The organism is Rhodanobacter ginsengiterrae (assembly GCF_050026815.1).
GTDB lineage: Bacteria > Pseudomonadota > Gammaproteobacteria > Xanthomonadales > Rhodanobacteraceae > Rhodanobacter > Rhodanobacter ginsengiterrae.
On sequence record NZ_JALBWO010000053.1, the window covers coordinates 207,904 to 220,207 of the forward strand.

General features: G+C 66.6%; 13 protein-coding genes. 10 read left to right on the top strand and 3 right to left on the bottom strand.

Going from position 1 to position 12,304, the window contains the following annotated elements; genetic code table 11:
* Positions 1 to 69 precede the first annotated feature (69 nt).
* Genes ACQGNJ_RS09690 through ACQGNJ_RS09705 form a run of 4 tightly spaced genes read left to right on the top strand, consistent with a single transcriptional unit; the run spans position 70 to position 3,809 of the window.
* A complete protein-coding gene (locus ACQGNJ_RS09690) occupies positions 70 to 732 on the top strand; it encodes a TetR/AcrR family transcriptional regulator (protein WP_426689036.1) in 663 nt (220 codons plus the stop codon).
* Positions 733 to 748: 16 nt separating this feature from the next.
* On the top strand, positions 749 to 1,723 hold the full coding sequence (locus ACQGNJ_RS09695) for an HlyD family secretion protein (protein WP_426689037.1): 975 nt from the start codon (positions 749 to 751) through the stop codon (positions 1,721 to 1,723).
* A gap of 35 nt (positions 1,724 to 1,758) precedes the next feature.
* Complete coding sequence (locus ACQGNJ_RS09700; RefSeq protein ID WP_426689071.1) at positions 1,759 to 2,703, top strand: ABC transporter ATP-binding protein; 945 nt, start codon at positions 1,759 to 1,761, stop codon at positions 2,701 to 2,703.
* A complete protein-coding gene (locus ACQGNJ_RS09705; RefSeq protein WP_426689038.1) occupies positions 2,700 to 3,809 on the top strand; it encodes an ABC transporter permease in 1,110 nt (369 codons plus the stop codon). Before ACQGNJ_RS09700 ends, ACQGNJ_RS09705 begins: the two co-directional genes overlap by 4 nt.
* Positions 3,810 to 3,910: 101 nt before the next feature.
* On the opposite strand, the gene miaB is transcribed toward ACQGNJ_RS09705, so the two are convergent.
* A complete protein-coding gene (gene miaB / locus ACQGNJ_RS09710) occupies positions 3,911 to 5,269 on the bottom strand; it encodes a tRNA (N6-isopentenyl adenosine(37)-C2)-methylthiotransferase MiaB (protein ID WP_426689039.1) in 1,359 nt (452 codons plus the stop codon).
* Positions 5,270 to 5,515: 246 nt separating this feature from the next.
* Here miaB and ACQGNJ_RS09715 point away from each other — a divergent pair, with 246 nt between their 5' ends.
* Complete coding sequence (locus ACQGNJ_RS09715) at positions 5,516 to 6,679, top strand: lytic transglycosylase domain-containing protein (RefSeq protein WP_426689040.1); 1,164 nt, start codon at positions 5,516 to 5,518, stop codon at positions 6,677 to 6,679.
* Between the two features lie 23 nt (positions 6,680 to 6,702).
* Here ACQGNJ_RS09715 and ACQGNJ_RS09720 read toward each other — a convergent pair whose 3' ends face one another.
* A complete protein-coding gene (locus ACQGNJ_RS09720) occupies positions 6,703 to 7,872 on the bottom strand; it encodes a S1C family serine protease (protein ID WP_426689041.1) in 1,170 nt (389 codons plus the stop codon).
* A gap of 163 nt (positions 7,873 to 8,035) precedes the next feature.
* On the opposite strand from ACQGNJ_RS09720, the gene petA reads away from it, so the two are divergent.
* The 5 genes from petA to ACQGNJ_RS09745 all read left to right on the top strand — a co-directional run bounded on the left by petA (position 8,036) and on the right by ACQGNJ_RS09745 (position 11,844).
* Positions 8,036 to 8,641 (top strand): ubiquinol-cytochrome c reductase iron-sulfur subunit, encoded by a 606-nt coding sequence (gene petA / locus ACQGNJ_RS09725; RefSeq protein ID WP_426689042.1) that lies wholly within the window; start codon positions 8,036 to 8,038, stop codon positions 8,639 to 8,641.
* A complete protein-coding gene (locus tag ACQGNJ_RS09730; protein WP_426689043.1) occupies positions 8,641 to 9,942 on the top strand; it encodes a cytochrome b in 1,302 nt (433 codons plus the stop codon). The genes petA and ACQGNJ_RS09730 overlap by 1 nt, the downstream gene beginning before the upstream one ends.
* 13 nt (positions 9,943 to 9,955) lie before the next feature.
* Positions 9,956 to 10,696 (top strand): cytochrome c1, encoded by a 741-nt coding sequence (locus ACQGNJ_RS09735; protein ID WP_426689044.1) that lies wholly within the window; start codon positions 9,956 to 9,958, stop codon positions 10,694 to 10,696.
* 70 nt (positions 10,697 to 10,766) lie between these two features.
* Positions 10,767 to 11,405: a glutathione S-transferase N-terminal domain-containing protein gene (locus ACQGNJ_RS09740; protein WP_426689045.1), complete on the top strand. Its 639-nt coding sequence runs from the start codon at positions 10,767 to 10,769 to the stop codon at positions 11,403 to 11,405.
* Positions 11,392 to 11,844 carry a ClpXP protease specificity-enhancing factor gene (locus ACQGNJ_RS09745; RefSeq protein ID WP_426689046.1) on the top strand — a complete coding sequence of 151 codons (453 nt, stop codon included), beginning with the start codon at positions 11,392 to 11,394 and terminating at the stop codon, positions 11,842 to 11,844. The genes ACQGNJ_RS09740 and ACQGNJ_RS09745 overlap by 14 nt, the downstream gene beginning before the upstream one ends.
* A 43-nt stretch (positions 11,845 to 11,887) precedes the next feature.
* Here ACQGNJ_RS09745 and ACQGNJ_RS09750 read toward each other — a convergent pair whose 3' ends face one another.
* A complete protein-coding gene (locus ACQGNJ_RS09750) occupies positions 11,888 to 12,292 on the bottom strand; it encodes a DUF3301 domain-containing protein (RefSeq protein ID WP_426689047.1) in 405 nt (134 codons plus the stop codon).
* Between the last annotated feature and the right edge of the window lie 12 nt (positions 12,293 to 12,304).

The window sequence follows — 12,304 nt, forward strand, 5'->3', positions numbered from 1 at the left end:
TGCCGGCGGCCGCAGGCACCGACGGAGCCGGCGCTTGAAACTAATTAACTGATGAATTAATTTATGTGCATGGCCAGAGCAACCCCATCCCCCGGCCGAACGCGGCGCCGTCGCGCCGGCCGTCCCGGCGCCGACCAACCCGATCTGCGCGAACTGCTGCTGGACACCGCGATCGCACAGTTTGCGCGGCACGGCATCGCCGCCACCTCGCTGCGCGCGATCGCCGGCGCGGCCGCCGTCACGCCCGCGCTGCTGCATTACTACTTCGGCGACAAGTCGCGGCTCACCCAGGCACTGCTCGACGAACGGCTGCTGCCTGCGCTGACTGGCCTGCGTGCGCAACTGGAGCAGGGCGGCGACGACCCGCTGGTGCTGATGGAAGGCTTTGCCCGCGGCATCACGGAGATTGTCACCCGGCATCCGTGGCTGCCGTCGCTGTGGGTGCGCGAGGTGCTGAGCGAGGACGGCGTGCTGCGCGAGGCGATGCTGCACCGGGGCGCCCCGTCGCTGCCGCAGATGCTGGCGCAGCGTTTCGCCGCGGCGCAGGCCGCGGGGCGCTTGAACCCCGGGCTCGATCCGCGGTTGCTGGTCGTTTCGCTGGTCGGCCTGACGATGTTTCCGCTGGCCAGCGCGCCGGTGTGGCGCGGCGTGTTCGACGCCGGGGATCTGGACGCCGGCACCCTGCTCAACCATACGCTGGCGCTGCTTCGGCGCGGCACGGAACCGGCATGAATCCAGGGAGGCGCACATGAAAACCACCGGTCTGATCCATCGCCTGGTCCCGCTCATCGCGGGCACAGCATTGCTGCTGGGAGCCTGCACGAAGACCCCTCCCGAGGCGCTGGGCACGCTCGAGCACGACCGCATCACGCTGCCGGCGCCAGCCGCCGAGCGCATCGTCGCGGTGCAGGTGCGCGAGGGCGAGCAGGTGCGGGCGGGGCAGCCGCTGCTGCTGCTCGACCCCGCCCACACCCGGGCGGAGCTTGCCGCCGCCGAGGCGCAGCTGAGCCAGCAACGCGAAGTGCTGGCCGAGCTCGAGGCGGGGCCGCGTTCGGAGAACATCGACCAGGCGCGCGCGAATCTGGCCGCGGCACAGGCGCAGGCGCGCGAGGCGCGGGCCTATTACGCGCGGCTGCTGCCGCTGAAGACTCAGAGCTACGTGGCTGCGGCGGACCTGGATCGCGCCCGTGCCGCGGCCGGCAATGCCGACGGTCAGGCCGCGGCGGCCGGCGCGGCGCTGGCCGCGCTGGTACACGGCTCGCGCCCGCAACAGATCGCGCAAGCGCAGGCGGCGGTGGCCGCTGCTACCGCCCAGGTGCGCGCGCAGACGGTGCTGCTGGAAAAGTTGAGCGTGGTGGCGCCGCGTGCCGGCTGGGTCGACAGCATCCCGTACAAGCTCGGCGACCAGGCGCCGGTCGGCTCGCCGCTGGCGATCCTGCTGGCCGGCGACACGCCCTACGCACGCATCTACGTGCCGGAGCAGCAGCGCGTCGGCGTGCATGTCGGCGATGCGGTGGACGTCTATGTGGCCGGACGCGCCGTACCGTATGCCGGCAAGGTGCGCATGCTCCGCAGCGAGCCCGCGTTCACGCCGTACTACGCGCTGATCGGCGAGGACGCGGCGCGCTTGAGCTATCTCGCCGAGATCGCGCTCGGTGCGGATGCCGACGCGTTGCCCGCGGGGCTGCCGGTGCGCGTCGAATTTTCCAGGGCCGCGAAGTGAACACGCCGATCGCAGGCGATGCCGACCGGCTGGCGATCCGCGCCCGCGACCTGACCCGGCGCTTCGGCGAACTGGTGGCGGTGGATCACGTCGACCTCGACGTGCCGGCCCGGCGCGTCTACGGTTTTCTCGGCCCCAACGGATCGGGCAAGTCGACCACCATCCGCATGCTGTGCGGCCTGCTCACGCCCACTGACGGCCAGATCGAGGTTCTGGGGCTGCAGATCCCCGCGCAGGCCGATGCGCTGCGTCCGCACATCGGCTACATGACCCAGCGTTTCTCGCTGTTCGAGGACCTTACCGTGCGCGAGAACCTGCAGTTTCTGGCGGCCATCCAGGGCGTGCCGAAGGCGAGGACGAAACGGCGCATCGACGAACTGGTCGAGCAATACCATTTCGCCGACCGACGGAATCAGCTGGCCGGCACCTTGAGCGGCGGCCAGAAGCAGCGTCTGGCGCTGGCCGGCGCGGTGATCCACGAGCCGGAGCTGCTGTTTCTGGACGAGCCGACCAGTGCGGTCGATCCGGAATCGCGCCGCGACTTCTGGGAGAAGCTGTTCGAGCTGGCCGATCTCGGCACCACGCTGCTGGTGTCCACGCATCTGATGGACGAGGCCGAGCGCTGCCATCGGCTGGCGATCCTCGATCGCGGCCGGCTGGTGGCTGACGGTACCCCGGGTGAACTCACCGCCGCGCTGGCGGGGCGCACCTTCCTCATCGATACCGCCGATCCGCGCCGCGCCCAGCGCACGTTGGTCGATGTGCCCGGCGTGCTCGGCGTGGCCCAGGTCGGCACCAGCCTGCGCGTGCTGGCTGGAGACGATAAGGACATGGCGCAACGCATGGACGAGGCGCTTGCCGCCGTCGGACAGCACGCCGGCGTGGCGGCGGCCGCAGCGAACCTGGAGGATGTCTTTGTCGCCGCCACCCGCGGCGGCCTGGCGGGGGCGGGCGCTCGCGGGCGGGAGCGCGCCGCATGAGCTGGCGCCGGCTGTGGGCCATCGTGCTCAAGGAGCTGCGCCAGCTTCGCCGCGACCGCGTGACGTTGGCGATGATCATCGGCATCCCGATCATCCAGCTGGCGCTGTTCGGCTACGCGATCAACTTCACCCTGCGCGGGCTCAACGCCGGCATCGCCGACCAGGCCGGTACCGCCGGTTCGCGCGCGCTGGTGATGGACATGCTTTCCAGCGGCGTGATCGCGCCGGTCGCGGTGGCGAACACGCCCGCGGAGCTGATGGAAATGATCCGGCGCGGGCAGATCAGCGTGGGCGTGGTGATCCCGCCGGATTTCGAACGCCGCCGCATCGACGGTCGCGAAGTGGCGCAGATCCTGGTGGACGGCAGCGACACCGCGGTACAGAGCGCCGCGGCGCAGCTGGCGCAGACGCCGATCGACAGCGCCCGGCCGAGCCTGCGCGCACCGCTCGCCAGCACGCCGGCGCCGGCGCCGATCAGCGTGGTGAGTTTCTACAATCCGCAGCGGCTGTCCACGGTGAACATCGTGCCGGGCCTGATCGGCGTGATCCTCACCATGACGATGGTGCTGTTCACCGGCATCGCGGTGGTGCGCGAGCGCGAGCGCGGCAACATGGAGCTGCTGATCGCCACGCCGTTGACCAGCACCGAACTGATGATCGGCAAGGTGCTGCCGTACATCGCGATCGGTCTGGTGCAGGCCAGCGTGATCCTGGCGCTGGGCATCTGGCTGTTCCACGTGCCGATCCGCGGCAGCGTGCTGGACGTCTATCTGGCGACGGGCCTGCTGATCCTGGCCAGCCTGGCGCTGGGGCTGCTGATCTCGACGCGGGCGCAGTCGCAGTTCCAGGCGATGCAGATGACGTTCTTCGTGTTCCTGCCCTCGATCCTGCTGTCCGGCTTCATGTTTCCGTTTGCCGGCATGCCGAAGTTCGCGCAGTGGTTTGCCGAGATCCTGCCGCTGACCCATTTCCTGCGGCTGATCCGCGGCGTGATGCTGCGCGGCGCCAGCCTGTGGGAGCTGTGGGGCGAGGTGCTGGCGCTGGTGGTATTCACGCTGGTGATGATGACCGCGGCGATCCTGCGCTTCCGCAAGCGGCTGGATTGAGCGGTCAGGAGCGACCCCTCAGCCAGGCACTCCCTGTGGTCGCCCAGCCCTCCCCTGCGAGCAGGGGATGGGGGCAGCGCGGGTGCTGCGACGGGTCACGCTCAGGCGATGGCTTCTTCGCTCAGCCGCACTCGCCCGCGCAGCGAATTGGCCATCGCGTCGGTGATCAGTACGTCGACGAACTGGCCGATCATCCGCGGGTGTCCGGCGAAGTTCACGTAGCGCATGTTCTCGGTGCGGCCCATCAGCTCGCTGGGGTCGCGGGTGCTGGGTTTTTCCACCAGCACGCGCTGCACGCTGCCGACCATCGCCTCGCTGATCTTTTTCGCGTTGGCGTTGATCGCCGCCTGCAGCCGCATCAGACGATCGTGCTTTTCCGTCGCCGGGGTGTCGTCGGCGAGGTTCGCCGCCGGCGTGCCGGGGCGCGAGGAGAAGATGAAGGAGAAACTCTGGTCGAAGCCGATGTCCTCGATCAGCTTCATGGTCTTCTCGAAATCCGCCTCGGTCTCGCCGGGGAAGCCGACGATGAAGTCGGACGAGACGCAGATGTCCGGCCGCACCGCGCGCAGCTTGCGGATCTTCTGCTTGAATTCCAGCGCGGTGTAGCCGCGCTTCATTGCGCCCAGGATGCGATCGGAGCCGGCCTGCACCGGCAGGTGCAGGTAGTTGGCCAGCTGCGGCACGTTGGCGTAGGCCTCGATCAGCGAGTCGGAGAACTCCAGCGGGTGCGAGGTGGTGAAGCGGATGCGGCCGATGCCGTCGATCTGGGCGATCGCATGGATCAGCACGGCGAGATCCGCGCTGCCGCCATCGTGGGTCGGGCCGCGGTAGGCGTTGACGTTCTGGCCCAGCAGGTTGACCTCGCGCACGCCCTGTGCGGCCAGCTTGGCGATTTCGACCAGCACGTCGTCGAACGGACGGCTGATTTCCTCGCCCCGCGTGTACGGCACCACGCAGTAGCTGCAGTATTTCGAGCAGCCTTCCATGATCGACACGAACGCGGTTGGGCCTTCGGCGCGTGGCTCGGGCAGGCGGTCGAACTTCTCGATCTCGGGGAAGCTGATGTCGACCTGCGGCAACCCGCTGGCGCGCTGTTTCTCGATCAGCTCGGGCAGGCGGTGCAGCGTCTGCGGGCCGAACACGAGGTCGACATAGGGCGCGCGCTTGACGATCGCCGCGCCTTCCTGCGATGCCACGCAACCGCCCACGCCGATAAGCACCGGCCTGCCATCGCGCTTGTGCTGCTTCCAGCGGCCGAGCTGGCTGAACACCTTCTCCTGCGCCTTCTCGCGGATCGAGCAGGTGTTGATCAGGATCACGTCGGCCTCGGACTCGTCGGTGGTCAGCTCCATGCCGTGCGACGCCTTCAGCACGTCGGCCATCTTGGCCGAGTCGTACTCGTTCATCTGGCAGCCGTGGGTCTTGATGAAAAGTTTGGAAGGCGCTGGCTTGCCGCTCATGGCTGGATACCGTGATTCGTGAGGCACGACGTGCCATCGTGCGAACCGTGCAGTTTACCCGGGCCAGCGCCGCCCTGCCAGTAATTGGGCATGGCGGATCAAGCACTTGCACTCCGTCTGCACGGGCGCCCGCGAGCATTGCCGTCACCTCGGCGCCCGGCCAGCCGCCGCGGCAGAACGCTGCATGGCGCACGAATTCGCCGGCCCGCACTTGGCGCTGGCGCCGCATGGCGGCACACTGCGCCCATGTTCGACGTCGCAGGTCATGGGGGAAGCGTCGATCGACCGCTCCGGGGCTTCCCATTACGCACGATCCTTGCCGGGGTCGCGCTGGTCTGTGGCTTGCTGTGGTGGCCGGCGGCCAGGGCTGGCGTGCTGTATCAATGCACCGGCGGCAACGGCGAAACGGTCTACAGCAGCAGCAAGGCCGGCTATCACGGTTGCCGGGCGATCAGCAGCTACCCGGGTTCCGCCACGTCACGGCTCAAGGCGCCGCCACCCTCTCGCGTATCGTTGACCGGGGTCTCCGGGACGGTGCTTTCCCCGGCTCGCACACTGGCCACCGGAGGCATGGAATCCACCTCATTGGCCAAGGTGCGTGGAACCGTCGAAACCAGCGCGAATCCCGTGGGCGAGGCGCCGGCCGGCAATGTCTCACTGGCGTCCGTGCAGGGCTCGGTGCTTGCCGAAACAGCCGTGCCCAAGAGCGCAGCTCCCGCCGCCGTTCCCGGCCAGTGGACTTATCGCGAGTCGCAGGCTCCCGTCGCCCAGACGCCCGCCGCGGAACAGCCCGTCGACAAGGTATTGCGAGGCGCGGTGTATCGGATCGTGCGTGCCGATGGCAGCGTGGAGTACACCAACCTGCCGCAGGTCGGTGGCCGGCGCGGCAGTGCGGTGACCATGCTGTTCACCTATATCGCCACCTGCGCTGCGTGCAACCTGCATTCGACCGTGCGCTGGGGCAGCGTGTCGCTGAACCTCACCGCCTATGCGGACGCCATCCGTTCGGCCAGCATGGAGTACGGCGTCGACGAGGCGTTCCTGCGCGCCATCATCCATGCCGAAAGCGCGTTCAATCCGCGCGCGCTGTCGCTCAAGGGTGCGCAGGGCCTGATGCAGCTGATGCCCGGCACGGCCGGCGACATGGGCGTGCTGGATGCCTTCAACAGCGATCAGAACATCCGCGGCGGCGCACGTTATCTGAGCCTGTTGCTGCACGACTTCAACGGCGACGAGCGGCTGGCCGCTGCCGCCTACAACGCCGGCCCTGGCGCCGTGCAGCGCTACAAGGGCGTGCCGCCGTATGCCGAAACGCAGGTCTATGTGGAGCGGGTGGGCACCTTGCGCAAACGCTACGGCGCGGCGATCCACCAGCCGCTGGCTTCACGTGGAGCAGGCTCGGCACCCTGATCCCCGGCCTTCGCCGGGCACCATCAATTGCCGGACAGGCTGTTGGCACCCATCGCCGGCCGCTGGGCGACGGTGACTTCGAGATGGAACGGGCTGCCGTTGCGCAGGCCCGAGACCTCGACCTTGCTGCCGGGCTTCAGTGCCGCTTCGTAGCGGCGCAGATCGGCCGGGCCCAGGATGTCGTCACTGCCGATGCGCAGCAGGATATCGCGCAGCCGGATGCCGGCCACCGCGGCCGGGCTGCCCGGGTAGACCGCGGTGACCAGGGCGCCGCGCGCCGCTGCGGGCAAGCCACTGTTGGCGGCCACCGGCACGAAGGCGTAGTCGGCGCCGAGCCAGCCGCGGACCACGTGGCCGGTGGCGATGATCTGGTCCAGCACCTTCTTGGCGGTGGTGACGGGTATCGCAAACCCGATGCCTTCGGCGCCGGCTGCCTTGCCGATCAGCAAGGTGTTGATGCCGACCAGTTGCCCCTCGGCATTGACCAGCGCGCCACCGGAATTGCCCAGGTTGATGGCGGCATCGGTCTGGATGAAGTCCTCCGCGCTGGAGCTGTTCAACTGACGACCGATGGCACTGACGATGCCCATGGTTACGGTCTGGTTGAGTCCGAGCGGGTTGCCGATCGCCAGTACCACGTCGCCCGGACGCAGGGGCTGGCTGGCGATTGGAATCACCGGTGGATTGCTGGCGTCGATCTTCAGCACTGCCAGATCCGACTCCTCGTCGGCGCCGACCAGGCTGGCCTTGGCGATGCGGCCGTCGTACAACAGCACCTGGATGTCGGCGGCCTGCGCGATCACGTGGTTGTTGGTCAACACGTAACCCTGCGGACTGACGATGACGCCCGAGCCCAGGGTCTGTTCGCGGTGCTGATAGGTGGTGGGCTGGCCGCCGAACAATTGCTGCAGCACCGGGTTGTCGTACATGCGCACGGCCTGCTCGGTGACGATCTTGTTGGCGTAGATGTTGACCACCGACGGCGCCGCAGCGGCGACTGCGTCGGCGTATGAAACCGGGCCGTTGCCCACATGCGGCTGGCTGACGGTCGGCTCGGGTGTTGCGGCCAGGCCAAAGTGGGCGCGCAGCCGCTCGCCGCTGCCGGGCCAGAACAGGCCGACCACGAAAGCCATGGCCAGGCCGAGAATGGCGAAGCGGGCAATGAACAGGAGCGTGCCGGCGGCATGTTTCATGTCGGAGGAGGTGTCCCGGCGATCGTGCGAGTGGGGTGGCGGCTGGACTTCGCCGTGATGCCGTTTATTGTACGGGGCGGGGCCTGACGCTACACTAACGCGATTTTTGCAGGCACCAAAACGCCTGTGTCTCAATGCCTAGCAATGTAATCCGGAGAGCCTGATGGCGAACGAAGTCGTCGATCACGGCCGCCGCCGTTTCCTGACAGCAACCACTGCGGTGGTTGGTGGTATCGGAATCGTGTCGGCAGCTGTGCCCTTCATCAAGTCGTGGGAACCCAGCGCGCGTGCCAAGGCCGCTGGCGCTCCGGTTACGCAATCGCTGGCCAAGATCGAGGCGGGGCAGTTGCTCACGGTGTCGTGGCGCAGCCTGCCGGTGTTCGTGCTCAATCGCACGAAGGCCCAGTTGGCCACCCTGCCGATGGTGGACTCGCGCCTGGTAGACCCCAAGTCCGACGGTGCCTCCGCCGAGCAGCAGCCGAAGTACGCGCAGAACGAGGCGCGCTCGATCAAGCCGGAATGGCTGGTCGTGATCGGCATCTGCACGCATCTGGGCTGCGTGCCGGACTTCGTGCCCGAGATCAAGCCCGAGCCGTTCGACCCGGAGTGGAAGGGCGGCTTCTATTGCCCGTGCCACAAGTCGCGCTACGACCTGGCCGGTCGCGTGTTCCAGGGCGTGCCCGCGCCGAAGAACCTGCCGGTGCCGCCGTATCATTTCATTGATGACAGCACCATCCAGATTGGCGTGGATCCGAAGGAGGCTGGCTAATGGCCAACGTATTCACGAGCATCGGTGACTGGGTCAACGAACGCGCACCCGGCATGGCGCCGATGTACCGCGCGCACATGACCGAGTATTACGCGCCGAAGAACTTCAACCTCTGGTACTACTTCGGGTCGCTGGCCCTGCTGGTGCTGATCAACCAGATCGTCACCGGCATCTTCCTGACCATGAACTACAACCCGAGTGCGGCGGGAGCCTTCAACTCGGTCGAGTACATCATGCGTGACGTGGAGTGGGGCTGGCTGATCCGCTACATGCACTCCACCGGTGCCTCGCTGTTCTTCGTGGTGGTGTTCCTGCACATGTTCCGCGGCATCATGTACGGCTCGTACAAGAAGCCGCGCGAACTGGTGTGGCTGCTCGGCATGCTGATCTTCCTGGTGCTGATGGCCGAAGCGTTCATGGGTTACGTGCTGCCGTGGGGCAACATGTCGTTCTGGGGCGCCAAGGTGATCATCTCGCTGTTCGGCACGATCCCGTACATCGGCAGCACGCTGGTGGAATGGATCATGGGCGACTTCCTGCCGGCCGACGCCACCCTGAACCGGTTCTTCGCACTGCACGTGATCGCGCTGCCGATCGTGCTGCTGCTGCTGGTGGTGCTGCATATCGCCGCGCTGCACGAAGTGGGTTCGAACAACCCCGATGGCGTCGAGATCAAGAAGGGTCCCAAGGGCAATCGCTGGGATGCGCTGAAACCCACCGACGGCATTCCGTTCCATCCGTACTACACGGTGAAGGACCTGGTAGGGGTGGGCTTCTTCCTGATGATCGCCGCGTTCATCATCTTCTTCGCGCCGACCTTCGGCGGCTGGTTCCTGGAACACGACAACTTCATTCCGGCCAACAACCTGGCGACCCCGTCGCACATCAAGCCGGTGTGGTACTTCACCCCGTTCTACGCGATCGTGCGCATGATTCCGTCCTTCCTCGGCTCGGCCGTGTGGGGCGTGATCGCCATGTTCGGCGCCATTGCGGTGCTGTTTGCGCTGCCCTGGTTCGATCGCGGCAAGGTCAAGTCGATCCGCTATCGCGGCACCGGTTTCAAGGTGGCGCTGGGCCTGTTCGTGGTGTCGTTCATCTCGCTGGGCGCGGTGGGCGCGGGTGTGACCGCCGAGGTGATGCCGGTCTGGTTCGGCAACATCGACGTGACCTTCTGGGAAAACCTGTTCGGTCGCGTGATGACGGCGGTGTACTTCGGATTCTTCGCATTCCTTTGGGCCTACACATATTTCGGCTGGGAAAAGACCAAGCCGGTTCCGGAACGGGTGACGACGCATGACTAAGCGGCAGCTGCTAATGAAGCGATACATCTTCCCGCTGGCGCTGGCGTTCAGTCTGATCGTCGGCAGCGCGTCGGTGCAGGCCTCCGAAGAGGGCGGCCTGCCCCCCGCCGGCACCAATGTGCAGGACCAGGCTTCGCTGCAGCGCGGTGCCAAGTTGTTCTTCAACTACTGCGTCGGCTGCCATTCGCTCAAGTACATGCGTTACGAGCGGATCGCCGGCGACCTGGGCTTGACCGAAGCCGAAGTGATGGAGAACCTCAACTTCACCGGCGCGAAGTTCGGTGAGACCGTGGTTTCGCACATGCCTGCGGACTTGGCGGCCAAGTGGTTCGGCAAGGCACCGCCGGATCTGTCGCTGGAAGTGCGCGCCAAGGGCGCGGACTGGGTGAACGCGTATCTGAACTCGTTCTACCTGGACCCGAGCCGGCCGGTCGGCTGGAACAACACGGTGTTCCCGAATGCCTCGATGCCGTTCCCGTTGTGGGAACTGCAGGGCTTGCAGACGCCGGTGATGGCCGAAGTCAAGCCCGGTGAGGATGCCAAGGTCGAGAAGCTGGTGCTGTCGCAGCCGGGCAAGATGACGCCGGCGCAGTTCCAGCAGGCCAGTCGCGACCTGACGACGTTCCTCGAATACGCTTCCGAGCCGGCGGCGCTCGAGCGTCATCATTACGGTATCTGGGTGCTGCTGTTCCTGGCGTTCTTCACCCTGCTCGCCTACGTCCTCAAGAAGGAATACTGGAAGGACGTCCACTGAGTCCGAATGGCATCAACCGACTGCGGCGGCCATGAGCCGCCGCAGTCGTCTCACCGATGGGGAATTGCGCATGGTCCCAAGCGCTCGCTCGCGTACCGTATTGACGCTCTACACCACCGCCGATGACGTGCAATGTCATCGCGCCAGGCTGGTGCTGGCCGCCAAGGGGGTCAGCTACGAACGCGTCCTGGTGGATCCGCTGCATCCGCCGGAGGACCTGATCGACCTCAATCCCTATGCCAGCACGCCGACCCTGGTCGACCGCGATCTGACCCTGTTCGATACGTCGGTGGTCTGCGAATACCTTGATGAGCGCTATCCGCATCCGCCGCTGATGCCGATCGATCCGCAGTCGCGGGCGCGGCTGCGGGTGGCCGCGGTGCGCATCGAGAAGGACTGGCTCACCGAAGTGGACATCATCCGTGCGGGTGGTCGGCCGGTGGATGCGGCGCGCAAGCGGCTGCGCGAGCATCTGCTGGCTTCCGTGCCGCTGTTCAAGGCGGCGAAGTTCTTTCTCAATTCCGAAATGAGCCTGGCGGACTGCCTGGTGGCGCCGGTGATCTGGCGACTGCCATGGCTGGGCGTGGAGCTGGGCAAGGAAGGCAAGCCGTTGCTCGATTACGGCGAGCGTTTGTTTCACAGTCAGGGTTTTGCGCGCAGCATGACCGATCAGGAAAAGGCGATGCGGCAAAACCATGAGCAAGAATGACGTCGTGCCAATGAGTTCCAATCGACCGTACCTGCTGCGGGCAATCTATGACTGGATCAGCGACAACGAGCTGACCCCGTACATTCTGGTGGATGCCGGCTTTTCCGGGGTGCGGGTGCCGCCGCAGGTGGTCAAGAACGGTCAGGTCGTGCTCAATCTGGCGATGCGGGCGGTGGCGAATCTCGACCTCGGCAACGACTGGGTCAGCTTCCAGGCGCGCTTCTCCGGCGTCAGTCAGTCGATCCAGATCCCGGTGCAGGCGGTGCTGGCACTGTACGCCCAGGAAAATGGCCAGGGCATGATGTTTCCGGCCGAAGAAGAGGGCGGTGACCCGCCACCGTCGGCACCGGAGCCGGACGACAGCAGCCGCACCACGGCCGCCGATGACGTGGGCGGCAAGCCGAAGCGCAGTACACCGCACCTGCGGGTCGTGAAGTAGCCCGCGAGTCGTGCACGCGCGGCCATAGGCCATACGGCCGCGCTCAGTTCAGGCGATCGCTGCGGCGCGGGCGCAAGGCCACCACGTTGTCGACCGGTGTGGTCGGCAAGGCATGGCTGGTCGGCTCCTCGTGCGGCAGCACCCTGATCACCGGAAGGCTCAGGCTGGTGACGCTGTCGCCGAGCATCCACAGTCGGCATGTCTCGCGATCATGGCCGTCGATGCTGACCTCGAAACCGTAACAGCGCTCGATCCGACGCAAGCCGTTGACCCGACGCAGGCGCAGGGCACGCAAGCCGACCGTCTCATCGAGCAATTGCAGACCATGCTGCCGGCACTGGCGCCGCGCCTCCTGCACGGCGCGCTCCCGCGCCGCGCTGAGCTTCAGCCACGATGTCACAACGGCGACCAGAGCCAACAGCAGCAGCAGATTGAAGACATCGCTCATGCCTGCAGTGTG

Excerpts from the sequence above, each read along its gene's own strand:
- ACQGNJ_RS09705 (WP_426689038.1), top strand. The coding sequence starts at position 2,700 with ATGAGCTGGCGCCGGCTGTGGGCCATCGTGCTCAAGGAGCTGCGCCAG.
- ACQGNJ_RS09750 (WP_426689047.1), bottom strand. The coding sequence starts at position 12,292 with ATGAGCGATGTCTTCAATCTGCTGCTGCTGTTGGCTCTGGTCGCCGTT.
- ACQGNJ_RS09695 (WP_426689037.1), top strand. The coding sequence starts at position 749 with ATGAAAACCACCGGTCTGATCCATCGCCTGGTCCCGCTCATCGCGGGC.
- ACQGNJ_RS09745 (WP_426689046.1), top strand. The coding sequence starts at position 11,392 with ATGAGCAAGAATGACGTCGTGCCAATGAGTTCCAATCGACCGTACCTG.
- petA (WP_426689042.1), top strand. The coding sequence starts at position 8,036 with ATGGCGAACGAAGTCGTCGATCACGGCCGCCGCCGTTTCCTGACAGCA.
- miaB (WP_426689039.1), bottom strand. The coding sequence starts at position 5,269 with ATGAGCGGCAAGCCAGCGCCTTCCAAACTTTTCATCAAGACCCACGGC.
- ACQGNJ_RS09720 (WP_426689041.1), bottom strand. The coding sequence starts at position 7,872 with ATGAAACATGCCGCCGGCACGCTCCTGTTCATTGCCCGCTTCGCCATT.
- ACQGNJ_RS09690 (WP_426689036.1), top strand. The coding sequence starts at position 70 with ATGGCCAGAGCAACCCCATCCCCCGGCCGAACGCGGCGCCGTCGCGCC.
- ACQGNJ_RS09730 (WP_426689043.1), top strand. The coding sequence starts at position 8,641 with ATGGCCAACGTATTCACGAGCATCGGTGACTGGGTCAACGAACGCGCA.
- ACQGNJ_RS09715 (WP_426689040.1), top strand. The coding sequence starts at position 5,516 with ATGTTCGACGTCGCAGGTCATGGGGGAAGCGTCGATCGACCGCTCCGG.
- ACQGNJ_RS09740 (WP_426689045.1), top strand. The coding sequence starts at position 10,767 with ATGGTCCCAAGCGCTCGCTCGCGTACCGTATTGACGCTCTACACCACC.
- ACQGNJ_RS09735 (WP_426689044.1), top strand. The coding sequence starts at position 9,956 with ATGAAGCGATACATCTTCCCGCTGGCGCTGGCGTTCAGTCTGATCGTC.